Annotated in this window: 23 protein-coding genes; 9 read left to right on the top strand and 14 right to left on the bottom strand. The window is 74.9% G+C overall.

The window, feature by feature from the left end; translation table 11 throughout:
- Nucleotides 1-119 precede the first annotated feature (119 nt).
- The 8 genes from pstB to mshD form a co-directional block, all read right to left on the bottom strand.
- Nucleotides 120-896: a phosphate ABC transporter ATP-binding protein PstB gene (gene pstB, locus ACFY07_RS18130; RefSeq protein ID WP_230746796.1), complete on the bottom strand. Its 777-nt coding sequence runs from the start codon at nt 894-896 to the stop codon at nt 120-122.
- A gap of 34 nt (nt 897-930) precedes the next feature.
- Nucleotides 931-2,004: a phosphate ABC transporter permease PstA gene (gene pstA, locus ACFY07_RS18125; protein WP_390869602.1), complete on the bottom strand. Its 1,074-nt coding sequence runs from the start codon at nt 2,002-2,004 to the stop codon at nt 931-933.
- On the bottom strand, nt 2,001-3,110 hold the full coding sequence (pstC, locus tag ACFY07_RS18120; RefSeq protein ID WP_390869600.1) for a phosphate ABC transporter permease subunit PstC: 1,110 nt from the start codon (nt 3,108-3,110) through the stop codon (nt 2,001-2,003). The genes pstA and pstC overlap by 4 nt, the downstream gene beginning before the upstream one ends.
- 192 nt (nt 3,111-3,302) lie before the next feature.
- Nucleotides 3,303-4,454 (bottom strand): phosphate ABC transporter substrate-binding protein PstS, encoded by a 1,152-nt coding sequence (pstS, locus tag ACFY07_RS18115; RefSeq protein WP_230746790.1) that lies wholly within the window; start codon nt 4,452-4,454, stop codon nt 3,303-3,305.
- 207 nt (nt 4,455-4,661) lie between these two features.
- The gene (locus ACFY07_RS18110) at nt 4,662-5,123 is read right to left on the bottom strand and encodes an NUDIX hydrolase (RefSeq protein WP_390869598.1); all 462 of its coding nucleotides are present in this window, start codon (nt 5,121-5,123) and stop codon (nt 4,662-4,664) included.
- 113 nt (nt 5,124-5,236) lie between these two features.
- A complete protein-coding gene (locus tag ACFY07_RS18105; protein WP_390869596.1) occupies nt 5,237-6,424 on the bottom strand; it encodes a CHAD domain-containing protein in 1,188 nt (395 codons plus the stop codon).
- A gap of 51 nt (nt 6,425-6,475) precedes the next feature.
- Nucleotides 6,476-8,692: an RNA degradosome polyphosphate kinase gene (locus ACFY07_RS18100; protein ID WP_390869594.1), complete on the bottom strand. Its 2,217-nt coding sequence runs from the start codon at nt 8,690-8,692 to the stop codon at nt 6,476-6,478.
- A 270-nt stretch (nt 8,693-8,962) separates the two neighbouring features.
- Entirely contained in the window at nt 8,963-9,937 is a 975-nt protein-coding gene (gene mshD / locus ACFY07_RS18095) for a mycothiol synthase (RefSeq protein ID WP_390869592.1), read from the bottom strand.
- A gap of 139 nt (nt 9,938-10,076) precedes the next feature.
- Between mshD and ACFY07_RS18090 the strand changes: the two genes are divergently transcribed.
- Nucleotides 10,077-11,921, top strand: a complete 1,845-nt coding sequence (locus ACFY07_RS18090) for a DUF1996 domain-containing protein (RefSeq protein ID WP_390869591.1) — start codon at nt 10,077-10,079, stop codon at nt 11,919-11,921.
- Between the two features lie 306 nt (nt 11,922-12,227).
- A complete protein-coding gene (locus tag ACFY07_RS18085; protein ID WP_390869637.1) occupies nt 12,228-13,976 on the top strand; it encodes a bifunctional metallophosphatase/5'-nucleotidase in 1,749 nt (582 codons plus the stop codon).
- Between the two features lie 32 nt (nt 13,977-14,008).
- On the opposite strand, the gene ACFY07_RS18080 is transcribed toward ACFY07_RS18085, so the two are convergent.
- The 5 genes from ACFY07_RS18080 to ACFY07_RS18060 all read right to left on the bottom strand — a co-directional run bounded on the left by ACFY07_RS18080 (nt 14,009) and on the right by ACFY07_RS18060 (nt 19,767).
- On the bottom strand, nt 14,009-15,505 hold the full coding sequence (locus tag ACFY07_RS18080; protein WP_390869589.1) for a sensor histidine kinase: 1,497 nt from the start codon (nt 15,503-15,505) through the stop codon (nt 14,009-14,011).
- Nucleotides 15,506-15,513: 8 nt separating this feature from the next.
- Entirely contained in the window at nt 15,514-16,278 is a 765-nt protein-coding gene (locus tag ACFY07_RS18075; protein ID WP_230746781.1) for a response regulator transcription factor, read from the bottom strand.
- A 149-nt stretch (nt 16,279-16,427) separates the two neighbouring features.
- A complete protein-coding gene (locus ACFY07_RS18070; protein WP_390869587.1) occupies nt 16,428-17,642 on the bottom strand; it encodes a S1C family serine protease in 1,215 nt (404 codons plus the stop codon).
- Nucleotides 17,643-17,747: 105 nt separating this feature from the next.
- On the bottom strand, nt 17,748-18,779 hold the full coding sequence (locus ACFY07_RS18065) for a LacI family DNA-binding transcriptional regulator (protein ID WP_390869585.1): 1,032 nt from the start codon (nt 18,777-18,779) through the stop codon (nt 17,748-17,750).
- A gap of 172 nt (nt 18,780-18,951) precedes the next feature.
- The gene (locus tag ACFY07_RS18060) at nt 18,952-19,767 is read right to left on the bottom strand and encodes a winged helix-turn-helix domain-containing protein (RefSeq protein WP_390869583.1); all 816 of its coding nucleotides are present in this window, start codon (nt 19,765-19,767) and stop codon (nt 18,952-18,954) included.
- 450 nt (nt 19,768-20,217) lie between these two features.
- Here ACFY07_RS18060 and ACFY07_RS18055 point away from each other — a divergent pair, with 450 nt between their 5' ends.
- From ACFY07_RS18055 to ACFY07_RS18025, 7 genes are all read left to right on the top strand, one after another.
- Nucleotides 20,218-21,129 (top strand): alpha/beta hydrolase, encoded by a 912-nt coding sequence (locus tag ACFY07_RS18055; protein WP_390869581.1) that lies wholly within the window; start codon nt 20,218-20,220, stop codon nt 21,127-21,129.
- A gap of 43 nt (nt 21,130-21,172) precedes the next feature.
- On the top strand, nt 21,173-21,442 hold the full coding sequence (locus tag ACFY07_RS18050) for a MoaD/ThiS family protein (RefSeq protein ID WP_230746772.1): 270 nt from the start codon (nt 21,173-21,175) through the stop codon (nt 21,440-21,442).
- A 129-nt stretch (nt 21,443-21,571) separates the two neighbouring features.
- Complete coding sequence (locus ACFY07_RS18045; protein ID WP_390869579.1) at nt 21,572-22,285, top strand: DUF2993 domain-containing protein; 714 nt, start codon at nt 21,572-21,574, stop codon at nt 22,283-22,285.
- A gap of 296 nt (nt 22,286-22,581) precedes the next feature.
- A complete protein-coding gene (locus ACFY07_RS18040; RefSeq protein ID WP_374228240.1) occupies nt 22,582-22,662 on the top strand; it encodes an Ms5788A family Cys-rich leader peptide in 81 nt (26 codons plus the stop codon).
- Nucleotides 22,663-22,877: 215 nt separating this feature from the next.
- Nucleotides 22,878-23,717, top strand: coding sequence for a sulfurtransferase (locus tag ACFY07_RS18035; protein WP_390869577.1), 840 nt, complete (start codon nt 22,878-22,880; stop codon nt 23,715-23,717).
- 44 nt (nt 23,718-23,761) lie between these two features.
- Nucleotides 23,762-24,052: a DUF1416 domain-containing protein gene (locus ACFY07_RS18030; protein ID WP_390869575.1), complete on the top strand. Its 291-nt coding sequence runs from the start codon at nt 23,762-23,764 to the stop codon at nt 24,050-24,052.
- 198 nt (nt 24,053-24,250) lie between these two features.
- Nucleotides 24,251-24,460 carry a DUF3099 domain-containing protein gene (locus ACFY07_RS18025; RefSeq protein ID WP_390869573.1) on the top strand — a complete coding sequence of 70 codons (210 nt, stop codon included), beginning with the start codon at nt 24,251-24,253 and terminating at the stop codon, nt 24,458-24,460.
- 79 nt (nt 24,461-24,539) lie between these two features.
- On the opposite strand, the gene ACFY07_RS18020 is transcribed toward ACFY07_RS18025, so the two are convergent.
- Nucleotides 24,540-24,902, bottom strand: a complete 363-nt coding sequence (locus ACFY07_RS18020) for a DsrE family protein (RefSeq protein ID WP_390869571.1) — start codon at nt 24,900-24,902, stop codon at nt 24,540-24,542.
- Nucleotides 24,903-24,980: the final 78 nt, after the last annotated feature.

Genomic DNA, 24,980 nt, shown 5'->3' with positions numbered 1-24,980 from the left:
GCCGCGGACGCGGACGCGGAGAGGGCCCGCCCCCCGAGGGGGACGGGCCCTTTTCCATGTCCCCCGGCGGCACCGCCATGCAGCGCCGGGGGACAGCTCGTGGCGAGGACCGCCACCGCTCAGCCGAAGCGGCCGGAGATGTAGTCCTCGGTGGCCTGGACGGACGGGTTGGAGAAGATCCGCTGGGTGTCGTCGATCTCGACCAGCCGGCCGGGCTGGCCGACGCCCGCCAGGTTGAAGAAGGCGGTGCGGTCGCTGACGCGCGCCGCCTGCTGCATGTTGTGGGTCACGATCACGATGGTGAACCGCGACTTCAGCTCGCCGATCAGGTCCTCGATGGCGAGGGTGGAGATCGGGTCGAGGGCGGAGCAGGGCTCGTCCATGAGCAGGACCTGCGGCTCGACCGCGATGGCGCGGGCGATGCACAGGCGCTGCTGCTGGCCGCCGGAGAGGCCGGCGCCGGGCTTGTTCAGGCGGTCCTTGACCTCGTTCCAGAGGTTGGCGCCCTTGAGGGACTTCTCCACCACCTCGTCGAGCAGCGGCTTCTTCCGCACGCCGGCGAGGCGCAGGCCCGCCACCACGTTGTCGTAGATCGACATGGTGGGGAAGGGGTTGGGCCGCTGGAAGACCATGCCGACGGTGCGGCGGACGGCGACGGGGTCGACCCCGGGGCCGTAGAGGTTCTCGTCGTCCAGCATCACCTTGCCCTCGACGCGGGCGCCGGGGATCACCTCGTGCATCCGGTTGAGGGTGCGCAGGAAGGTGGACTTGCCGCAGCCGGAGGGGCCGATGAAGGCCGTCACCGAGCGGGGCTCGATGGTCATCGAGATGTCCTCGATGCCCTTGAAGGATCCGTAGTAGGCCGACAGTCCGCTGACGTCGATGCGCTTGGCCATGGTGTTTCTTCTCTCGTTCCTCGTCGTCAGGATGTCAGTGGCCGGCCTTGGGCGAACGCCAGCGCGCGACGGCCCGCGCGACCAGGTTCAGGCCCATGACGATGGCGATCAGGACCAGCGCGGCGCCCCAGGCGCGGGCGTAGGTCTGGTCGTTGCCCAGCGAGTACTGGTGCCAGATGTAGAGCGGCAGCGACTCCTGCGCGTCCTGGAACGGGTTGGTGTTGATGACGTCCGTGGTGAAGCAGAGCAGCAGCACGGGGGCGGTCTCGCCGGTGATGCGGGCGACGGCCAGCATGATGCCGGTGGTGATGCCGCCGATCGCGGTGGGGACGACGACCCGCACGATGGTCTTCCACTTGGGGACGCCCAGCGCGTAGGAGGCCTCGCGCAGCTCGTTGGGGACGAGCTTGAGCATCTCCTCGGTGGAGCGCACGACGACCGGCATCATCAGGATCGCCAGGGCCATGCTGCCGGCGAAGCCGGAGAAGCTGAAGCCCAGGATGATGATCCAGAAGGAGAGGACGAACAGGCCGGCCACGATCGAGGGCACGCCGGTCATGACGTCCACGAAGAAGGTGACGGCCTTGGCGAGGCGGCCGCGGCCGTACTCGACGAGGTACACGGCGGTGAGCAGGCCGATCGGCGCGGCGATCAGGGTGGCGAGGCCGACCTGCTCCAGGGTGCCGAGGATGGCGTGGTAGATGCCGCCGCCGGGCTCGGAGCTGATCACGCCGTTCATGGAGTGGCTCAGGAAGGTGCCGTCCACGACGCCCGCGCCCTGCTGGACCGTGTACACGGTCAGCGAGACGAGCGGGACCACGGCGAGGATGAAGCAGACCCAGACCAGGCTGGTGGCCAGGCGGTCCTTGGCCTGCCGGGTGCCCTCGACCTTCGCGGCCAGCGCGTAGGAGGCGGACACGAAGAGCAGGGCCGCGATGAGGCCCCACTGGATGTGGCTGGCGAGGCCGGCCCCGGCGCCGATCGCGCAGCCGGCCGCGACGGAGGCGGCCGCGGTGGCGGCGGGGGCCCACTTCGGGAGGCGGCCCCCGGTGAGGGAGGTGCGGCCGAGGGGCGCGGAGGAGGCGCTGTGCTTCACGTCGGTGCTCATGCGTTGGCCCCCGAGAACTCCTTGCGGCGGGCGATGATCAGGCGGGCCGCCGCGTTGACCAGCAGGGTGATCACGAACAGCATGAGGCCGGACGCGATCAGGGCGCTGCGGCCGTTGTCGAAGGCCTCGCCGAACTTGGCGGCGATGTTCTGGGCGAAGGTGCCGCCGCCCGGGTCCAGCAGGTGCAGGTTCAGCTTGTCCGAGGGGGACAGGACGGTGGCGACCGCCATCGTCTCGCCGAGCGCGCGGCCCAGGCCGAGCATGGAGGCGCTGATCACGCCGGGGCGGCCGAACGGCAGCACCGCGGTGCGGATCATCTCCCAGCGGGTGGCGCCGAGGGCCAGGGCGGCCTCCTCGTGCATCCGCGGGGCCTGCTTGAAGACCTCGCGGCTGACCGCGGTGATGATCGGCAGGATCATGATCGCGAGCAGGATGCCCACGGTGAACAGGTTGCGCGGGGCGCTGCCGGAGACGGCGTCGCTCTGGCTGAGGAGGTGGGTCCAGCCGAGGTAGTCGTTCATCCAGGCGGTCAGGCCGTCCAGGTGCGGCACCAGGAAGAGCGCGCCCCACAGGCCGTAGACGATGCTCGGCACGGCGGCCAGCAGGTCGACCAGGTAGGCGATCGGCTGGGCCAGGCGGCGCGGCGCGTAGTGCGAGATGAACAGCGCGATGCCGACGGCCACCGGCACGGCGATGGCCATCGCGATGACGGCGCTGACCACGGTGCCGAAGAGCAGTACCGCGATGCCGAAGACCGGCGGGGTCGCGTCCGGGTTCCACTCGAAGGTGGTGAAGAAGTGGCCCGCGTTCGAGCTCAGCGACTTGCTGGCCTGCCAGCCGAGGAAGACGGCGATGGCCGCCATGATCACCAGCAGCAGGATGCCGGACCCGCGGGAGGCGGCGAGGAAGAGCGTGTCGCCGATGCGGTTGCGGGCCTTGGGCGGGGCGGTGACCCCGCGCTGGCCGGTGGCCTCGGCGAGGGCGGCGGGCAGCTCGGCCGGGAGCTCGACCGGGGTCTGGCCGTGCGCGGCGTGGCCGTGGGAGGTCTGGTGGGGGCCGTACGGTCCGTCCCGGTCCTGCGGGACGGTCGGCGAGGGTGTGTCCATGTCTTCTCCGGTCTGTAGGCGCCTGTCCCTGGGGGACGGCGCCTGGCGGCGGTGCACCGGACTGTCGGTTCTGTCGGTTCTGTCGGCGGGCGGAGGGGGAGGGGGAGGGGGCCTTGCCGCGGCCGGTCCCGCCCCCCTCCGTCGGGGCCGGCCACGGCGGGGTCCCGCGTGTGCGGGACCCCGGGCGGCGGGTCAGGCGAGGGTCGGGATGACGGCCTTCACCTTGCCGGCGACCTCGGCCGGCAGCGGGACGTAGCCCTTGTCGGCGATGGCCTGCTGGGCCTCGTCGCTGATGGTGTAGTTGAGGAAGGCCTTGACGCCGGGGAGGGTCTCCGGCTTGTTGCCCTTGTCGCAGACGATCTCGTAGGTCACCAGGACGAGCGGGTAGGCGCCGTCGGCCTTGGTGGCGTAGTCGAGGGACAGGGCCAGGTCGCTGCCGGTGCCCTTGACCTTGGCGAGGCCGATGGTCTTGGCGGCCGCCTCGGCGGTGGCCTCGACCGGCTGGGCCGCACCGGTGGCGATCTTCGCGGTCTTCAGGCTGTTGGTCTGCGCGTAGGAGAGCTCGACGTAGGTGATCGAGTTCTTCTGCTGCTTGACCTGGCCCGCGAGGCCGGCGCTGCCGGTCGCGGCCTGGCCGCCCTTGCCGGCCCACTTCTTGTCGGGCTCGTACGGCCAGGCGGACTTGCCGGCGGCGGCCGCGAAGTAGGCGGTGAGGTTCTTGGTGGTGCCGGAGTCGTCCGAGCGGTGGAAGGCCTGGATGTTGGCGTCCGGCAGCTTCACGCCCGGGTTCAGCTTGGCGATCGCCGGGTCGTTCCACTTGGTGATCTTCGAGTCGAAGATCTTCGCGGTGGTCTGGGCGTCGAGGACCAGGTTGTCCACGCCGTCCACGTTGTAGGCGATGGCGACGGCGCCGCCCACCATCGGGAGGTCGATGCCCTGGCCGCCGGCGCAGACCTTCTTGGAGGCGTCGACCTCCTCCGGCTTCAGGGCGGCGTCGGAGCCCGCGAAGGCGACCTTGCCCTGGTTGAAGTTGGCCACGCCGGCGCCGGAGCCGTTGCCGTTGTAGTTGATCACGGTGCCGGAGCACTTGGCCTGGAAGGCGGCCTTCCACACCTCGATGGCGTTGGCCTGCGCGGTGGAGCCCGCGCCCAGCAGCTGGCCGCCCTTGCCGCAGTCGGCGGCCGCGCCGCCGGCCGAGGCGCCGCCGGCGGAGGACGAGGCCGACGTGTTCGAGCCGGTCTTGGTGTTGTCGTCAGAGCCGCACGCTGCGAGCGACAGCGAGCTGACGACCGCCAGGGCGCCGATCGCGAGGGCCTTGGTGCGGCCGTTCCGCTGGAGCTTCACTGTGTGTCCCTTTCTGGCAGCCCCTGTACAACCTGACCTGGGGCTTCGCGGATTCACGACGGCCTTCCCGGACGCCGTTGACCCCGACGTTAGGCCGGACAGGTGAAGCTGCAGGCGGGCGGACATGAACGGGGGGTGAACCTCGGAGGGATGCCAGGAGACCGCGGCCGGTAGTAACGGTTTCCTCACGGTGGGGACACGGCGGGATCAAGGAAATGTCGGTACCATGTCAGGCTGCCCGCCGCCGGGGGAGGCGCCCGCCAGCACCGCCAGCAGCGCGTCCACCAGCACCCGGTCGTGGTCGTGGGTGAGCCGGGCGCGCGCCGCCGCGGCGGGCAGCCACTCCAGCCGGTCGACCTCCCGGTTGGGCGCGAAGGCGCCGCCCGACGGCACCGCGGCCCAGTACCGGACCTCCTTCGGCCGCCCCCGCACCCAGTAGCGCCGCACGGGCAGCTCGGCCCCCGGCACGCAGCCCAGGCCGGTCTCCTCCCGGACCTCGCGCAGCGCGGCCGCGAGCGCGTCCTCGCCCGCCTCCAGCTTGCCCTTGGGCATCGACCAGTCGTCGTACTTCGGCCGGTGCACCAGCGCCACCAGCGGCTCGAACCACGCGAACCGGGCCTCCGCCGCGTGCCGCGCCGCGCCGCCCGAGGCCCCCGGCAGCCAGAGCACCGCTCCCGCCGCCCGCACCGTCCGCAGCCCGCGCGGCCCCTGCCCGGCCCCCCCTCCGGCCGCCGCGGCGCCCGGGCCGTCCCCGCCGCCCCCCGGCAGCGGGCCGTCCCCCCTCAGCGGACCGCCCACCCGTGCCGGGCGGGGTCCGCGACCTCGGGCCACTGCCGGCCGAAGGCGTACCGGGCGGCCTCCACCTCCAGCCGCTGGTCCGCGTGGACCACCCCCAGCACGTAGGCCGTCGCCGGGGTGATCCGCGGGGTGCAGGCCACCGCCGCCGCGGCGGCGGCCGCGTCGGCGGCCTCCTGGTGCCGGTCCAGGACGCGCCCCAGCGCCCCCAGCCGGGCCGCCGTCCCCGCCGCCTGCCCGTCCAGGAGCGGCTCGCACACCTCCAGCGCGTAGCGGGCCCGCTTGGCGAGGATCCGCACCCGGAGCCACGGCGCGTCGTCCGCCGCCGGCGCCCCGGCCGCCCCCGGGTCGCCGGCCGCGGTTCCCGGGCCGCGGCCCTCGGACGGGCCCTCCCTGCCCAGCCGGTGCAGCGCGTCCCCGTTGTAGGCGGTGCCGGCGCTCGCCAGCGGCAGCGCCCGCGCGGCCCGCTCCAGCGCCCGCAGCGCGGCCGCCGCCTGCGGCAGCAGCACCTCGGCGGCCGGTCCGGCGGCCGGGGCGGCCAGCGGCACCTCCCCGCTCATCAGCGTCATCCGGTCGGCCAGGGCGTGCAGCCTGGCCGAGCGCAGCTGCTGCAGGTTCTCGCTGTGGACGCGGGAGCGGGCCGCCGTGAGCTGCCGCTCCAGCAGCGCCCGCGCCTTGGCGGCCCCCGCGTGGCCGGCCAGGATCCCGGTGCCGCCGCTGCGGTCGGCCCCCGGCGGTTCCGCGCCCCGCTGCGGGGGCAGCCGGTCGGGGGCCGCCGTCCCGGTCAGCGAGTCCAGCGAGCCCAGCAGCCGGGCCAGCCTGCGGTCGCAGGACGGCTCCCGGCTCAGCGTGCCGAGCAGCCACCGCAGCTCGTCACGCAGCTCCTGCGCCCAGCCCGGCTGCACCACGGCCGCGAAGGTGTGCAGCGCCCCGCCGACCCGCCGGACGGCGCGCAGCAGCTCGCCGACCCGGTCCGCCGGCCCGCCCGGCCCGCGGTCGTCCGGCCCCCCGTCGGCCCGGGGCGGCCCGTCCGTCCGGGGCAGGGCGTGCACCAGCGGCAGGGCGCGGAGGAACGCCCCGGCCTGCGCGGTGAGGTGGACGGTGAGCACGTCCCCCGCGGTCGCGGCCGCCGGGAGCGACACGGACTGCGAGGACGGCGAGAGCGCGTCGTTCATGGTGGAAGTGGTCCCCGTCCCCGTGGAGCGTGAGCGGCGGCCGCGCGGCGCCTACCGGCCCGCCGACCGGCGGCGGCGCTTGCGCGACTCGATGAGCGTCTCCTGGACGTGCCGCAGCCTGCGGCCCTCCGCGTCGTGCCAGTGGCGCGTCCAGGTGCCGTCCGGGCCCAGGTGCCAGGAGGCGGTCTCGTCGGACATGCCGAGCTCGATGAGCCCGGCCAGTTCGGCCCGCTGCGCCGGGTCGGCGACGCGGACCAGGGCCTCGATGCGGCGGTCGAGGTTGCGGTGCATCATGTCGGCGCTGCCGATCCACACCTCGGGGTCGCCGCCGTTGCCGAAGACGAAGATCCGGGAGTGCTCCAGGAAGCGCCCCAGCACGCTGCGGACCCGGATGTTCTCCGACAGCCCCGGCACGCCCGGCCGCACCGCGCAGATGCCGCGCACCCACACGTCGACGGGCACCCCGGCCTGCGAGGCCCGGTAGAGGGCGTCCACCAGGGTCTCGTCGACGATCGAGTTGACCTTGATCTGGACGCGGGCGGGCCGGCCGGCCCGGTGGTGGGCGATCTCGTCGTGGATGCGGGAGACCAGGCCGTCGCGCAGCCCGCGCGGCGCCACCAGCAGGCGGCGGTAGGACTCGCGGCGGGAGTAGCCCGAGAGGCGGTTGAACAGGTCCGACAGGTCGGCCCCGACCTGCGGGTCCGAGGTCAGCAGGCCCAGGTCCTCGTAGAGGCGGGCGGTCTTCGGGTGGTAGTTGCCGGTGCCGACGTGCGCGTACCGGCGCAGCGTCTCGCCCTCCTGCCGCACCACCAGCGAGAGCTTGCAGTGCGTCTTCAGCCCGACCAGGCCGTAGACGACGTGGCAGCCCGCCTCCTCCAGCTTGCGGGCCCACTTGATGTTGGCCTGCTCGTCGAACCGGGCCTTGATCTCCACCAGGACCAGCACCTGCTTGCCGGCCTCGGCGGCGTCGATCAGGGCGTCCACGATCGGCGAGTCGCCGCTGGTGCGGTACAGCGTCTGCTTGATCGCGAGCACGTGCGGGTCGGCCGCGGCCTGCTCCAGGAACGCCTGCACCGAGGTGGAGAAGGAGTCGTACGGGTGGTGCAGCAGCACGTCCCGCTCGCGCAGGGCGGCGAAGACGTCCGGCGCGGACGCCGACTCCACGTCGGCCAGGCCGCGCGCCGTGCCCGCCACGAACTTCGGGTACAGCAGGTCGGGCCGGTCCTGGGCGGCCAGGCCGAACAGGCCGGTGAGGTCGAGCGGGCCGGGCAGCGGGTAGACCTCGGCCTCGCTGATGTTCAGCTCGCGGACCAGCAGGTCCAGCACGTACGGGTCGATGGACTCCTCGACCTCCAGGCGCACCGGCGGGCCGAAGCGCCGCCGCATGAGCTCCTTCTCCAGCGCCTTGAGGATGTTCTCGGCGTCGTCCTCCTCGACCTCCAGGTCCTCGTTGCGGGTGACCCGGAAGGCGTGGTGGGCGAGCACCTCCATGCCCGGGAACAGCTCCTCCAGGTGGGCCCCCATGACGTCCTCCAGCGGTACGTACCGCTGCGGCGACGCCTCCAGGAAGCGGTGGAGCGACTGGGGCACCTTCACGCGGGCGAAGTGCTTGTGGCCCGACAGCGGGTTGCGGACCACGACCGCCAGGTTGAGGGAGAGGCCCGATATGTACGGGAAGGGGTGCGCCGGGTCGACCGCCAGCGGCGTGAGCACGGGGAAGATGTTCTGCCGGAACAGGGTGTGCAGGCGGGCCTGCTCCGCGTCCGTGAGGTCCGACCAGCGCACCAGCTCGATGCCCTCGGCCGCCAGCTCCGGCAGCACGTCCTGCTGGAAGGCGGCGGCGTGCCGGGCCATGAGCTCCCGCGAGCGGGTCCAGATCAGGTCCAGCACCTCGCGGGGCTGCAGGCCCGACGCGGAGCGCTGGGCGACGCCGGTGGCGATGCGGCGCTTGAGGCCCGCCACCCGCACCATGAAGAACTCGTCCATGTTGCTCGCGAAGATCGCCAGGAACTTGGTGCGCTCCAGCAGCGGGGTGTCCGGGTCCTCGGCGAGCTCCAGCACGCGCTCGTTGAACGCCAGCCAGCTGCGCTCCCGGTCGAGGAAGCGGCCCTGCGGCAGCTCCTCCTCGAACTCCGGGAAGACCTCTTCGGGCACGTCCCCGTCCACCAGGGCGGTGCCGGGCGGCAGCGGGATGCCCAGCGTCGCGGTCACACCGCCGTTCGGCGGCTGCTCGACGGCCGGGCGGGTGGGACGCGGGGTGCTGCTCATGGTCTCCAGCTCCTCCTGCACGGCGACGTCCGGCGATACCGGCTCATTCCTCGCATACCCCGCAGGGCGCTCCCGGACCGCCGGGGGCGCCGCGGCGCGGCCGGGCGCGGGGAGGGCACTGCCGGCGTCGTCCCGTGATCTTCGCAACAGTGGTTGAATCCACGGTAAACAGCGCGTGGCCGCCAGGGAAGCTCGGGCGGTCGCGCTGTCCACACGCCGGTCACCTGCGGTGACGCACCGGGGCGCGGGCCCCGGGTCACGTGTCCCGGGTCACGCGCCCGGGGTGCGGTACATCAGGTCCACCTCGTGCGTGGCGAAGCCCATCCGCTCGTACACCCGCAGCGCGGCCGGGTTGTCCGCGTCGACGTACAGCACCGCGGTCCGCAGCCCCCGGTCGGCGGCCAGGTGGCGCAGGCCCACCGCGGTCAGCGCCCGTCCGAGGCCGCCGCCCTGCCCGGCCGGGTCCACACCGAGCACGTACACCTCGCCGACCTGCTCCTGGCCCGGGGTGCGGGGGGCCACCTTCGTCCAGTGGAAGCCGACCAGCGCCTCGCCCCCGGGCGTGTCGCGGACGGCCAGGAAGAAGCCCGCCGGGTCGAACCACGGCTCGTCGAGCCGCTCCGCCAGGTCGCGGGCCGTCCAGGCGCCCTGCTCGGGGTGGTGGGCGAAGGCCGCGGCGTTCAGCCGCAGCCACGCCTCGTCGTCCTCGCCCGGCCGGAACGTCCGCACCGACACGCCCTCGGGCAGCGGCGGCTGCGGCAGCTCCGCGTCCAGGGCGGGCCCCGCCTGGGGCAGCGGGCGCCGCAGCTGCCGCAGCTCCCGGAACAGCTCCAGCCCGAGGGACTCCGCCAGGTGCCGGGCGGCCGGGTGGCCGCCGTGCGCCCAGAGCCGCACGGCGCCGCCGGCCTCCGCCACCGCCGCCCGCGCCAGGACCCGGCCGTGGCCGCGGCCGCGGTGGGACGGGTCGACCACCAGCTCCACGACGGGCGCCCGGCCCCCGGCCGAGCCGTCGAGCTGCGCGTAGCCGACCAGGGTGCCGTAGCCGTCGTGCTGGAGCAGGTGCCGCACCCCGGCCCGCTCGGCGCGCAGGTGCAGCCGGCCCTGCTCGGACACCGCCTCCCTGCCGTCCTCGCGGGCGGCCGTCTCCAGCAGCGCGCCGATCAGCCGGGCGTCGTCCGGCAGCGGCACGGCGACGGTCTCGATGCGGTCCTCGTCGGGGCTGGTCCCCGCGGCAGCAGCGTCCATGGTCATGACCTTACGGCTGTCCCGCCGCCGGATGTTTGAACCGGCCCCGGGACCCGCGCGTAGAGGACGGCAGCGCCCGGCGGACCACCACTTGCGGCGGGCCCATCGCCTCTACTCCCCCGATGGAGGGCATAGCACCATGAGCCAGCACCAGCGCGCTCGGCGCAGGGGCCGTACGGTGGCCATCGGCGTGACCGCCGCCTTAGCACTGGGCGGCGGGGGATACGCCGCCTTCACCGCGAGTGCCAATGCGGACGACAACGTGGCCGGGGCCGCCATCGCCTGTCCGCGCGTGAACGAGATGATCGGGGCCGTCCCCGCCCGGGCGCAGAACGAGGTGAACAGCAACCTCGCGCTCCTCGACCAGCAGGTCGCCGAGGCCGACCGGCGGCTCGCCTCCTCACAGGGCCAGGGCGGCCCGAACTTCGTGCAGAACGCCATCCTCGGCCCGCTGCGCGACAAGCGGGTCTCCACCCTCGACCGGATCGCCATCGCCATCGGCCGCACCGGCGCCCAGCGGCCGCAGGGCCTGCAGAACCTGGCGGACTGCTCCCTGCAGAACGGCGGGGGCCAGAACCAGGGCGGCCAGAACAACGGGGGCCAGAACCAGGGCGGCCAGAACCAGGGATCCGCCGACGCCGGCCAGGTCCAGGGCAACCAGGGCCAGGCGCAGAACGGCGCCGGCGGCATCGCCTGCCCCGACGTGAAGGGCGCCGTCGGCAACATCCCCGCCCGGGCGCAGAACGAGGTGAACCGGAACCTGGCGCTCCTCGACCGGCAGGTCGCCGAGGCCGACCGGCGGCTCGCCTCCTCGCAGGGCCAGGGCGGCCCCAACTTCGTGCAGAACGCCATCCTCGGCCCGCTGAAGAGCAAGCGGGTGGCGACGCTCGACCGGATCGCCATCGCCATCGGCCGCACCGGCGCCCAGCGGCCCCGGGGCCTGAACACCCTCGCGGCCTGCACGCTGCAGAACGGCGGCCAGAACCAGGGCGGCCAGAACGGCGGGGGCCAGAACCAGGGCGGCCAGAACAACGGCAACGTCGACGCCGGCCAGAACAACGGCGGCAACCAGAACCAGGGCGGCGGGATCAGCCCCGACGGCTTCGCCAACGGCCTCTCCGCGGCCGACTTCGCCGACATCCGCACCGGCACCCCGGCCAACGATCCCAACCTCGCCGCCGGCCCCGCCGCCGGCACCTTCACCTCCGACTGCGGGGTGAGCGACCACAACAACCCCGCCAACTTCATCGTCGCCCCCGGCGTCGCCAACGGCGCCCACCACGTGCACGACTACGTGGGCAACAGGACCAGTGACGGCTTCTCCACCAACGACAGCCTCCTCGCGGGCGGCACCACCTGCGCCGAGCAGCAGGACAAGTCGGCGTACTACTGGCCCGTCCTGCGCCTCACCCGGGCCGGCGACCAGGGCGACGCCGACGAGCTGGGCGGCCAGGGGGACAAGAACATCGGCACCAAGCTCCGCGCGAGCAGCGTCAAGCTGGAGTTCCGCGGCAGCCTGACGGCCAAGGTCGTCGCGATGCCGCAGTTCCTCCGCATCATCACCGGCGACGCCAAGGCCGCCGTCACCAACGGCCCCGCCAACGCGAAGGCCCAGTGGAGCTGCAGCAACGCCCTCAACCTGCGGCTGAAGGACAAGTACCCGCTGTGCGGCGGCGCCCGGACGGTCCGCATCCTGGACTTCCCCAGCTGCTGGGACGGGCAGAACACGGACAGCGCCAACCACCGCACCCACGTGCTCTTCCCGGGCGGCGACGGCGCCTGCCCGAACGGCTTCCGGGCCATCCCGCAGCTGCGCATGACGCTCAGCTACCGGATCCCGCAGGGCGCCAGGTTCGCGCTGGACAGCTTCCCCGAGGAGCTGCACAAGGCGGTCACCGACCACGGCGACTTCGTCAACGTGATGTCCAGCGAGCTCATGAACAAGGCCGTCAACTGCATCAACGCTGGTCAGAACTGCACCTGACGCACCGTCGTGCCACGGCCGGCACCCGATGCGGGCGCCGGGCCGGTCCCCTCGGCCGGCCCGGCGCCGCCGTGTCCCCGCGCCGTTCCCGCACCGCCGCGGCGCCGGGCGTACGGCGGTCGGAAACCACACCGTTACCCGAAGGACCCTGACAGCTACGCGCGTTGACCCTAGGCTTCCCCCGACACTCCCGTGCCTCGTCCCAAGGTGAAGGGGACCCCCTTGCCCGAGACCATCAGAACCGGTGCCCGCCGGAGCCGCCTCCTGCTGACCGCAGCGGTCTCCGCGGGCCTGGTCGCCCTGGCGATCCCGGCGGCGACCGCCTCCGCCGCCGACGCGCAGCCCGCCGCGGCCGGCCCCGCCGCCCCGCGCATCGACGACCTGCAGCTGCTGGCGATCAACGACTTCCACGGAAACCTGGAGCCTCCCGCGGGCTCCTCCGGGGCCATCAAGGAGAAGGACGCCTCCGGCGCCGTCGTCTCCACCCCGGCCGGCGGCGTCGAGTACCTCGCCACTGCGCTGCGCCAGGCCCGCGAGGGCCACAAGCACTCGCTCACCGTGGCCGCCGGCGACATCGTGGGCGCCAGCCCGCTGCTGTCCGGCCTCTTCCACGACGAGCCGACCGTCGAGGCGATGAACAAGATCGGCCTCGACGTCACCAGCGTCGGCAACCACGAGTTCGACGAGGGCTCGGCCGAGCTGCTGCGCCTCCAGAACGGCGGCTGCCACCCGACCGACGGCTGCTACGCCGAGGGCCGGAAGTTCAAGGGCGCGAAGTTCGACTACCTCGCCGCCAACGTCACCAGCGAGGCGACCGGCAAGCCGCTGCTGGCCCCGTACTGGGTCAAGAACGTGCACGGCGTGAAGGTCGGCTTCATCGGGGTCACCCTGGAGGGCACCCCGAACATCGTCACCGCGGCCGGCGTCAAGGGCCTCAAGTTCGGCGACGAGGTCGAGACGATCAACCGGTACACCGCCGAGCTGAAGCAGCAGGGCGTGCGGACCATCGTGGCCCTGGTGCACGAGGGCGGCTACCCGGCCGGCACCACCTACGACGCGGACTGCGACTCACCGGGCGCCGGCGCCGGCATCTCCGGCCCGATCGTCGACATCGCGAAGAACGTCGACCCCGAGGTCGACGCCATCGTCACCGGCCACACCCACAACGCGTACAACTGCACCATCCCGGACCCGGCCGGCCAGCCCCGCCGGGTGACCAGCGCCGCCTCCTTCGGGCGCCTGTACACCGAGATCGACCTGCCCATCGACCACGCCACCGGCGACGTCGTCCGCAGCTCGGTCACGGCCGCCAACCACGTGGTCCGCCGGACGGTCCCCAAGGCCGCCGACCTGACCGACCTGATCGCGTACTACCAGCGGATCGCCGCCCCGATCGCCGGCCGGACCGTCGGCTACATCTCGGCGGACATCAACGGGCGCGGCAGCGACGCCTACGAGAAGCCGCTCGGCGACGTGATCGCCGACGCCCAGCTGGAGGGCCTGGCGCCCGCCGACAAGGGCGGCGCCCAGATCGCCCTCATGAACCCCGGCGGCATCCGCGCCGACCTGGTCCAGAAGGCGTCCGGCACCGAGGGCGACGGCGTGGTGACCTACGCCGAGGCCTTCACCGTGCAGCCGTTCACCAACATGATGAACGTGGTCGACCTGACCGGCGCCCAGGTGGTCGCCGCCCTGCAGCAGCAGGTCAGCGGCTCCAACCTCGCCGCGCCGAAGATCCTCCAGGTCTCGAGGGACCTCACCTACACGCTGGACCTCACCAAGGCCGGCGCGGACCGGGTCGTGGCCTCCTCGATCCGGCTGAACGGCGAGCCGATCGACCCGGCCCGCACCTACCGCGTCGCCATGAACGAGTTCCTGGCGGGCGGCGGCGACGGCTTCCCGGCCCTCGCCCAGGGTACGAACAAGCTGGTCGGCCCGTCCGACCTGGACCTGTTCACCGCCTACCTCACCGCGCACTCCTCGGCGGCGGCCCCGCTGGCCCCGCCGGCGCAGGACCGCATCACGGTCGTCGGTCCCGGTACCGCCCAGGGCTGACGAGGCGTCACCACCTCCGGCGGGCGCGGTGCTCAGGCACCGCGCCCGCCGTCGTCGTCCCCGCCCCGCCCCGGCGGGCCGGGCGGGTCCCCCGGCGCGGGCGGCACCGGCGAGCCCGGCAGCCGCACCACGGCCTCGGTGCCGGCGCCCCCGTCCGGCGGCGCCCCCAGCGCGACCTCACCGCCGCCGTCGCGCACGGCCTGGGCGACGATGGACAGCCCCAGGCCCGAGCCCGGCAGCTGCCGCGACGACGGCGAGCGCCAGAACCGGTCGAAGACGTAGGGGAGCTCGTCCGGGGCGATGCCCGGCCCCCGGTCGCGGACCGCGAGCCTGCCGCCGGAGAGCGCCACGTCCACCGTGCCGCCGGGCGGGCTGTACTTCACGGCGTTGTCCAGCAGGTTGACCACCGCCCGCTCCAGCGCGTGGGCGTCGCCCCGCACGTACCAGGGCTCCAGCCGCACCTCGAAGCACAGTCCCGGGCCGCGCAGCCGCCCCCGGTCCACGGCGCGGGCGGCGACCTCGTGCAGGGCGACGACCGACGCCTCCCCGCCGGAGCGGCCGGCCGCGGGCCGGGACAGCTCCAGCAGGTCGCCGATGAGCGTCGAGAGCTCGCCCATCTGGGCCTTCATGCTCCCCAGCAGCCGGGTGCGGGTCTCCGGCGGCAGCGGACGGCCGGTGGAGTCGCTGCGGACCAGCAGGTCCACGTTGGTGCGCAGCGAGGTCAGCGGCGTGCGCAGCTCGTGGCCGGCGTCGGCGACCAGCCGGGTCTGCCGGTCCCGGGAGGCGGCGAGGGCGGTGCTCATGGCGTTGAACGACTCGCTGAGCCGGGCGATCTCGTCCCGGCCCTCGACGGGGATGGTGGTGCCGACCTCCTCGGTGCGGGCGATGTGCTCCACCACGTCGGTGAGGCGGTCGACGGGCTTGAGCGAGGCCCGCGCGACCACCAGGCCCGCGCTGGAGGCCATGACCACGCCGCAGGCGGCGACGAGCGCGAGCCGCAGGGCCAGGGAGCCCAGCTGCCCGTCCACCTCCCCGGTCGGCGTGGCGACGGCGAGGGCCACCCCCGGGCCGATGTTGCGGGTGTAGACGCGGACCTCCGTGCCGTTGGCGAGGGTCCCGTAGCGGAACCGGCCGCCGCCGGGCTCCCCCGCGACCTCGCGGTCGGCCGCGGTGGCGGTCACGCCCCTGAGCCGGTCGGCGTCCTCGCGCGTGGAGCTGCAGGCGTGCCCGTCGGCGAGGACCACGGTCGGCGTGGCGTCGGCCTGCCGCAGCCCCCGCGGCCCCCGCGGGTCGACGCAGAACTGCCGGACCGCCTGGTCGGGGGTGAAGAGCACGTCCGGGGGCAGGGCGAAGGTCGCCCGGAGCCGGTCCTCCCGCTGCTTGTACAGCTGCTTGCGGACCAGCAGCCAGCAGGAGAGCGCCGACACCGCCACCGCCACCGCCACGGCCAGCGCCGTGAGGAGGGCGAGCCGGCGGCGCAGCGGCGCGCGGCGGAACCAGCCGGCGGCGGGGAGGGCGGGGCGCCTCATCGCCGGGCTCAGCCGGCCCGGCCGGCGGCGCGCAGCGCGTAGCCGACGCCCCGGACGGTGTGGATGAGGCGGGGCCCGCCGCCGGCCTCGGTCTTGCGCCGCAGGTACATCACGTACACGTCCAGGGAGTTGGAGGAGGGCTCGAAGTCGAAGCCCCACACGGCCTTGAGGATCTGCTCGCGGGTGAGGACCTGCCGGGGGTGGGAGAGGAACATCTCCAGCAGCATGAACTCGGTGCGGGTCAGCTCCACGGGCCGCCCGTCGCGGGTGACCTCGCGGGTCGCGGTGTCCATCCGCAGTCCCTCGAAGGCGAGGACCTCCCCGCCGGCCGCCTCCTCCAGCCGGGCCGCCTCCGCGGCGAGGGCGCCGCGGCGCAGCAGGGCGCGGACCCGGGCCAGCAGCTCGTCCAGCTCGAAGGGCTTGGCGAGGTAGTCGTCCGCCCCGACGTCCAGGCCGGTGACGCGGTCGCCGACGGCGTCGCGCGCGGTGAGCATCAGCACCGGCACGGTGTCCCCGCGGGACCGCATCCGGCGGACCGCGGTGAGGCCGTCCATCCGCGGCATCATGACGTCGAGCAGCACCAGGCCGGGCCGCTCGCGCTCGACGGCGGCCAGCGCCTCCAGGCCGTCGGAGGCGGTGCGCACGTCGTAGCCCTCGAAGGCGAGGCTGCTCTCCAGGGCGTCGCGCAGGGCGGGCTCGTCGTCGACCACGAGGATGCGGGCGGCGCTGCCGGCCGCCTCGGGGCGGCCGCGGTCGGCGTCGGGGGGCGTCATGGGGGCTCTCCGGGGTGGGGTGCGGTGCCGGGGCGGTCCGCCGTACGGGGGGACGGGCGCACGGGCCGCGGCGTCGTGCTCCGGGCGCGGGTGCAGGGGGCCATTGTCCGCCGCCGCGGCGCGGGGCCGCGACGGCCGGCCGCTGCGGTTCAGGCGGACAGGGTGCGGCCGGCCTCGAGCTGGGGGAGGACCTTCCGCACGTCGTCCACCGGGATGGCGAAGCCGAGGCCGACGGAGCCGGACCCGCCGCCGCCGGCGGCGGAGCCCGTGCCCCCGTCCGGCGGGGAGTACATCGCGGAGTTGATCCCGACCACCCGGCCGGAGGCGTCGATCAGCGGACCGCCGGAGTTGCCGGGGTTGAGCGCCGCGTCGGTCTGCAGCGCCCGGTAGGTGGCGGTGGAGGAGCCGCCCGAGGAGCCCTGGGAGCCCTGGGAGCCGGATGCGCCGGACGCGCCGGGCAGGTGCGGGTACCCGAAGCCGCCGTTGCCGCGGGTCGACTCCTCGTCGACCTCCACCGTGACCTCGCGGTCCTTGGCGCTGACGATGCCGGAGGTGACGGTGCCGGTGAGGCCCTCGGGCGAGCCGATCGCCACCACGGGGTCCCCGACGGCGACCGCGTCGGAGGCGCCGAGGACGGCCGGGGTCAGGCCGTGGACGCCGGAGGCCTCGACCACGGCGACGTCCAGCGCCCTGTCGGTGCCGCCCACCGCCGCACGCGCGGTGGAGCCGTCGTGGAACGTGACCGTCACCGTGCCGCCGCCGCCGACCGCGCCGGAGACCACGTGGTCGTTGGTGAGGATCCGGCCGCCGGAGGTGAGGACGATCCCGGTCCCGGTGGCGGTGCCGCCCGCCGACCGCACGGAGATCTCGACCACGCTGGGGGAGACGGCCGCGGCGACGGCGGCGGCCGACGCGGCGCCGGACGAGGTCCGCTCGGCGGCGGTGCGCACCACGGCGGCCCCCGCCGCGCCGGAGCCGCCGTCCCGGCGGGCGGCGACCAGTCCGCCGCCGACCGCGCCCGCGGCGGCGGCCAGCACGGCGACCGCCGCGACCAGGGCGGCGGGGCCGGCCGCCCGGCGCCTGCGGCCCCGGTGGCCGGGCGCGGCGGGGGAGGGGGCGGCCGGCGGCGGCGGAGGCGGCGGTCCGTCGGGACCGCCGTGGCCGCCGGTGCCGGGGGCGTGCCCGACGACGGTTCCCTCCAGGACCCGCGGCGGGTCGTGGGGCCGGTCCGCGCCGCCCGCGCCGCCCGCTCCTGCGGTGCCGGCCGGGCCGGCCGGGCCGTCGGGGGTGGAGGGGGTACCGGGGGTGCCGGTCCTGTCCGTACCGGTCGTGCCGCCGGTGCCGTGCTGCTGCTGCTCGTCCATGCCGGCCAGGCTCCGCCCCGCACGTGAGAGCACGATGAGAGCCGGGTCAGAAGCGCCCGAGAAGCCCGCCGGGTCCGCGGGGGCGCCGGCGCGGCGGGACGTCGGTCACGGGCAGCCGCAGGAGCGGCGGACGACCAGCCGGTTGGGGAACTGCCGGATCCGCTCGGTCTCCGAGCCGGGCACCAGCAGCGAGTCGTCCAGCACCAGGTCGACGGCGGCGCGGGCCATGGCGTCCCGGTCGGAGGCGACCGTGGTCAGCGGCGGGTCGCAGAACGCGGCCTCGGGGATGTCGTCGAAGCCGACCACCGCCAGGTCCTCCGGCACCCGCACCCCCGCCTCCCGGGCCGCGCGCAGCACGCCGACGGCCTGGTCGTCGGTGGAGCAGAAGACCGCGGGCGGCCGGTCCGGCGAGCGCAGCAGGTCCAGCGCCACCTTGTAGGCCCCGTACCGGTCGAAGGGCGCCTCGACGAGCCGGCGGCGCGGCTCGGCGACGCCGTGCGCCTCCATGGCCCGCAGCCAGCCCTCGATGTGGTCCACCACCGGGTCGCCCGGTGCCGGGGAGGCCACCGGGCCGCCGAAGCAGGCGACGTACGGGTGGCCGTGGACCTCCAGCAGGTGGCGCACCGCGTTCTCGGCGCCGCCCACGTCGTCGGTGACCACCGCGACGTCGTCGATGGCCTCGGGGCGGCGGTGCAGCAGCACCACCCGGGCCCCCTCCATGGCGGCGAACTCCTCCGCGGCCCGCTCCGAGGGGCCCTGGCTCACCAGGATCAGCCCGGAGACCCGCATGCCGAGGAAGGCGCGGACGTAGTGGACCTCGCGGTCGTCCACGTAGTCGGAGTTGCCGATCAGCACCAGCTTGCCCCGCTCGGAGGCGACCCGCTCCACGGCGTGCGCCAGCTCGGCGAAGAACGGCTGGCGGGCGTCGGGCACCACCATGCCGATGAGGTTGGTGCGGCGGCTGGCCATGGCCTGCGCCACGCTGTTGGGCCGGTAGCCGAGCTGCTCGATGGCGGCGAGCACGCGCTCCTTCGTCGCGGGCGCGACGGGGCGCGGACCGTTGTTGATGACATAGCTGACGACCGCGGTCGAGGTACCTGCCAGCCTGGCCACATCGTCACGTGTCACCTTGGGCACGCGGGGATTCTACGCGTGTGGCGGCCGGTGCGGACCGGCTGTCCACCCCTTGGCGCGTCCGCGGTCCCGGCGGCCGGCCCGGGACCCGTGGGCTGCTCCGGCCGGCGGGCCCGCCGGCCGGGCGCCCTCCCCCGGGCGCCCGGCCGCTCCGGGCCTGCGCGGCCGCGGCCGTTCAGGCCCGGCGGGGCGTTCCGGCCTGCGGCTCCTCGGCGTCGGTCCGGTCGGAGGAGGCCCGGTCCGAGGAGGTCCGGTCGGAGGAGGCCCGGTCCGAGGAGGTCCGGTCGGAGGAGGCCCGGTCGGAGGCCGACCGGTCGCCCTTCTCCGGCACGACGAAGCGGTAGCCGACGTTGCGCACCGTGCCGATCAGCTGCTCGTGCTCGGGTCCGAGCTTGGCCCGCAGCCGCCGCACGTGGACGTCGACCGTGCGGGTGCCGCCGAAGTAGTCGTAGCCCCACACCTCCTGGAGCAGCTGGGCGCGGGTGAAGACCCGGCCGGGGTGCTGCGCCAGGTACTTCAGCAGCTCGAACTCCTTGAAGGTGAGGTCCAGCACCCGGCCCTTGAGCTTCGCCGAGTAGGTGGCCTCGTCCACCGACAGGTCGCCGTTGCGGATCTCCATCGGGCTGTCGTCGGAGGTGATCTGGAGCCTGCCCGTGGCCAGGCGCAGCCGGGCCTCGACCTCGGCCGGCCCCGCCGTGTCGAGGAGGACGTCGTCGACGCCCCACTCGGCGGTGACGGCGGCCAGCCCGCCCTCGGTGACCACCAGGATCAGCGGGCAGCCGGGGCCGGTGGACCGCAGCAGCTGGCACAGGCTGCGGATCTGCGGCAGGTCGCGCCGCCCGTCGACGAGGATGACGTCGGCGCCGGGGGTGTCGACCAGGGCGGAGCCCTCGGCCGGGGCCACCCGGACGCTGTGCAGGAGCAGGCCGAGGGCGGGCAGCACCTCGGCGGACGGCTGGAGGGCGTTGGTCAGCAGGAGCAGTGAACTCATACCCGGCAGTCCCCTTTCCGGGTCGTCGCGGTCGCTTCCGGTCCGCTGCCGCCGCAGGCGGTGGACACAGGCGCGAGGGCCATGCGGGCGGAGGCGGCCGACGGCCGGCGGGGGGCGCGGCGAGCGGCGGGGACGGGACGGGGCCGGGGGTCCCGCGACCCTCGGCGTCTGCTCCCTGCTCCGCCTGCCATCCAACGACCCTTCCGGTGTCCTGCCCTCCCTCCCGCGGGAGCGGGGAGGAGGGCCCCGTACCGGGCGGCGGCCCGGGGCGGGATCGGCTCGGTGTCCGACCGCCGGGTGCACTCCGTCGTGCGGTGGCGGCCGGTCCGCCCGGGCGCGGCGGCACGGGCGGGTGCCGCGCTCCCGGACGTCCGTGCTGGCGTCCTCAAAGCACGAAAGGACCCGGGGGCGACTCTGCCCGGATCCTTCACGGGAACGAGAATAGCCGACATGACACCCACCGCGAAGGTCCGTGCCGGGGTCTCCTGGGGTGCGGGCGCCTGGAGCGCGCCCGCGGAGGCGCTGCTGACCGCGGCCGACGGCACGCGCGTCCACGCCGTCCACACCCCCGCCCGCGCCCTCCCGGGGGCCGCCCCGGGCGGCTCCGGTACGGCCTTCGTGGTCGCGCACGGGTTCACCGGGGCGGTGGAGCGCCCGGCCGTGCGGCGCGCCGTCGGCGTGCTCTCGCACCACGGCGGGGTGGTCGCGTTCTCGTTCCGCGGACACGGCCGTTCGGGTGGCCTGTCCACGGTCGGCGACCGCGAGGTGCTGGACCTGGAGGCCGCGGCGGCCTGGGCCCGGTCGCTCGGGTACCGGCGGATCGCCACCGTCGGCTTCTCCATGGGCGGCGCCGTCGCCGTCCGCCACGCGGCCCTGTACGGCGGGGTGGCGGCGGTGGCCGCGGTGAGCGCCCCCGCACGCTGGTACTACCGCGGCACGGCGCCCATGAGGCGGCTGCACCGGGTGGTGATGCACCCGCTGGGCCGCGCGGTGGCCCGGCACGGCCTGGGCACCCGCATCGACCCGCGGGACTGGGCCGAGGTGCCGGTGCCGCCGGTGGAGGCGGCCGGGATGCTGGGCGCGGTGCCGCTGCTGGTCGTGCACGGCGACCGGGACGCGTACTTCCCGCTCGACCACCCGAGGTCGCTGCACGGGGCGGCGCGGGCGGCGGGCACGGAGTCCGAGCTGTGGATCGAGCCCGGGTTCGGCCACGCCGAGAACTCCGCGGGGGAGGAGCTGCTGCACCGGATCGCCGGCCGGCTCGCGGAGCGGGCGGCGGCGGCCGGGGAGCCGGCCCCGGCGGGGACCGGGCGCACGGCAGGCCATGATGGACGGCGTGACGCGGCGGGCGGCGGCGCGTGAGGGCCGGCCCGGACGGCGGCGGGCGGCGAGGAGGAGGGGAGCCATGACGGAGGCACCGGCGGGCACGATCCGCTACTGGGCGGCGGCGAAGGCCGAGGCGGGCACGGCCGAGGAGCCGTACCGGGCCGCGACGCTGGCGGAGGCGCTGGAGCAGGCCCGGGAGCGGCACGCGGACCGGCCGCGCTTCGCGCGGGTCCTGGCGCACTGCTCGTTCCTGGTGGACGGCGACCCGGTGGGCGGCCGCGACCACGGCGCGGTGGCGCTGGCCGAGGGCGGCACGGTCGAGGTGCTGCCGCCGTTCGCGGGCGGGTGAGGGCCCGCCTGTCGGTTCGGGGACGCACGGCCGTTCGGACCGGTACGGCATGATGGGCCGCTCGGCGGAACCGCGCCTCCGGGCGGGGCGTCCGAAACCGACGACGACGCAACCCACCGAGGGAGCCCCATGCGCGCCTTGCCCAAGCTGACGATCGCGCTCGTGATCCTGGTCGGACTCCTCGTGGCTGCCGACCGGGTCGCCGTGGGGGTGGCGGACGACAAGGTCGCCGAGCAGATCCAGAACCGCAAGGGGCTCAGCACGAAGCCCGACGTGCAGATCGAGGGCTTCCCCTTCCTCACCCAGGTGCTGGCGAAGAAGCTGGACAGCGTGAAGCTCTCCGCCGACGGCATCGAGATCAGCGGCGGCGGCCGCCGGGCGACCCTGAAGAGCTTCTCCGCGCACATCACCGGGGTCCGGGTCGACAGCAGCTTCTCCTCGGCCACGGCGGACGCCGCGGACGGCACGGCCGTCATCTCCTACGCCGACATCACCTCGCTGATCGGCAACAAGAACGCCACCGTCGGCTACGGCGGCAACGGGCGGATCAAGATCTCCGGCAAGGTCGACACGCCGCTGGGCGCGGTGGACGGCAGCGCCACCGCGCAGCTCTCGGTCAGCGGCGGGGACACCGTCCGGGTCGGCGGCCTGAAGGTGAACGCGCTGGGCACCGGCGTGGACCTCGGCTCCATCCCCGGGCTGGACGCGGCGTTCAGCTCGCTCTTCGCGACCTCGCAGAAGCTCAGCGGGCTGCCGGTCGGACTCTCCCTCACCTCGCTGGACCCGCGGCCGGACGGGGTGGCCATCGGCTTCGCCGGGCACGACGTGGACCTGGCGGGCTGACCCGGGCCGTCCCATCCGGGACCGGCCCGGCCCGACCCGGCCCTGCTCTGTCTGCCTCGTCCTTCCCGGCCCCGCCCCGCTGCGCTGCGTTCCCCCGGCCCGGCCCCGCCCGGGTGCGCCTCCTCCCGGCCGGACCCGGACCCGGGGCCGCTGCGCCGGGCGGCGGGGCGCGGGCCGGGCGGTCCGGACCGCGGGCCCTGCGCGGATCCGCCGCCAGTACCACCATGTGGACGCATCAGTCTCGCCATTCGATACACCGATGACACGCGGCGCCGTCGGTCCCTAGCATCGACGGCATGAAGCGACAGGCGGACCTCACGAAGCGGCGGGCGGTCGACCTGTGCCGCGTGTCCGCCTGCCTGTGTCGAATGCCCTGACCGGACGGCATCTCCCGGCTTTCCCCGCCCTGCCGTCCGGGCCGGCGGCCGGCGACGACCCGGTTCGCCGGGCTCCCGGCCGCGCAGGCCTGCCGCACCACCGACCACCGCCGGCCCCACCCGCACCGTCCCGGCATCCGGACACTCCGCCGGACACGGAGCGGCGCAGCGGCCCGCGCACCCCCTTCCGCAACTGCCCCGGAGGAGAAGACACCATGAGCCGCAGCGACGTCCTGGTCGACGCCGACTGGGTCCAGGCCCACCTGGACGACCCGAAGGTCGTCATCGTCGAGGTCGACGAGGACACCTCCGCGTACGACAAGAACCACATCCGCAACGCGGTCCGGATCGACTGGAGGAAGGACCTCCAGGACCCGGTCCGCCGCGACTTCGTGGACCAGGCCGGCTTCGAGAGGCTCCTGTCGGAGAAGGGCATCGCCAACGACGACACGGTCGTCCTCTACGGCGGCAACAACAACTGGTTCGCCTCCTACGCGTACTGGTACTTCAAGCTCTACGGCCACGAGTCGGTGAAGCTCCTCGACGGCGGCCGCAAGAAGTGGGAGCTCGACTCCCGCGACCTGGTCGCCGAGGTGCCCGAGCGCCCCGCGACCGAGTACCGGGCCAAGGCCCAGGACACCTCGATCCGCGCCTTCCGCGACGACGTGGTCGCCGCCATCGGCTCGGCCAACCTGGTCGACGTGCGCTCGCCCGACGAGTTCTCCGGCCGCCTGCTCGCCCCGGCCCACCTCCCGCAGGAGCAGTCGCAGCGCCCGGGCCACGTGCCGAGCGCCCGCAACATCCCGTGGTCCAAGAACGCCAACGACGACGGCACCTTCAAGTCCGACGAGGAGCTCAAGGCCCTCTACGAGGCCGAGGGCGTCGACCTGTCGCAGGACACCATCGCCTACTGCCGCATCGGCGAGCGCTCCGCGCTCACCTGGTTCGTGCTGCACGAGCTGCTGGACCAGTCGAGCGTCCGCAACTACGACGGCTCCTGGACCGAGTACGGCAGCCTCGTCGGCGTGCCGATCGAGCTCGGCTCCGGCAAGTAGCCCGTCCCCGTCCCACCCCACCCCACCACGGAGGAGAACAGCACATGTGCGGTGCGAAGGCCGGCGGGCCCGAGCTGGCAGGAGTCGACGTGGCCAGTGAGACGATCATCCAGGGGTCGGTGACCCGCGACGGCGAGCCGGTCAACGGCTACGTGCGCCTGCTCGACGAGAGCGGCGAGTTCACGGCCGAGGTCCCGACCTCGGCGACCGGGCAGTTCCGCTTCTTCGCGGCCCCCGGCACGTGGACCCTGCGCGCGCTCGTCCCCGGCGCGAGCGTGGACCGGAAGGTCGTCGCGCAGCAGGGCGCCTTCACCGAGGTCGCCATCGCCGTCTGACCGACGCCGTCCGACCGGCGCCGTCCCGCCGGCGCCGTCCGGCCCGCCGCCGTCCGTGCGGCGGCGGTGCGGCCGGAACGGGGCCCGGCCGCGGAGCGATCCGCGGCCGGGCCCCGGCACGTCCGCTCCCCTCCCCCGGGCCCCGTACGGCCCTGGGGCCGCGTACGGCCCTGGGGCCGCGGGGCCGCGGCGCGTACGGTGGAGGGCATGCAGGCGCGGCGGCGGCACCTCTACTTCGCCCTCATGGGCACGTGCGTGACCCTCTTCGTGCTGGCCTGGGCCGTGGTCCGGCTCTGGTCGGTGCCCGCCGCCATCGCCATGTGCGTGGTGGCGATGGTCATCCCGCCGTGCGCGGCCGTCGTCGCCAACCGGCGCGGGCCCGACGACCGCTGGTGGGACGAACGCTGAGGCCCGCCGGAGGCCCGGCGGGGGCGCGCCCGTGGGGGCGCGCCCGTGGGGGCGCGCCCGGCCGGGACCGCCGGGGAGGTCAGTACACGAGGGCCTGCACGCCGTCCTCGACGGCCTCGCTGACGAAGACCTGCGCCCCCGCGATCCGCACCCCCTCCACCACGTCGTCCTGCGTGATCCCCCGGCGCGCCGCGCACTGGGTGCAGAGCGTCACCGAGCCGCCCGCCAGCACCGCGTCCAGCAGGTCCGGCAGCGGCGCGGCGTGCGGCAGCTCGAACTCCGCCGCCCGGCCCGGCAGCGCGAACCACGCCGACTCCCCGGTCAGCCAGAGCGAGACCTGCACCCCGCTGGCCACCGCCACCGCCGCCACGGTGAACGCCTGCGAGCAGCGCTCCGGCGCGTCCGCCCCCGCGGTGACCTTGATGACCAGCTTCCTCGCCACTGCCCGCTCCTCGCCTCGCCGTCCGGCCCGCCCGGCGGTGTCCGGGCGGCGCCGACCGTCCGGGGCGGCCCTCACGGC

The sequence above is a fragment of the Streptomyces sp. NPDC001380 genome, assembly GCF_042895785.1.
GTDB lineage: Bacteria > Actinomycetota > Actinomycetes > Streptomycetales > Streptomycetaceae > Peterkaempfera.
The sequence above is the reverse complement of the archived record's forward strand: the minus strand, read 5'-3'. Positions and strand labels throughout refer to the sequence as shown.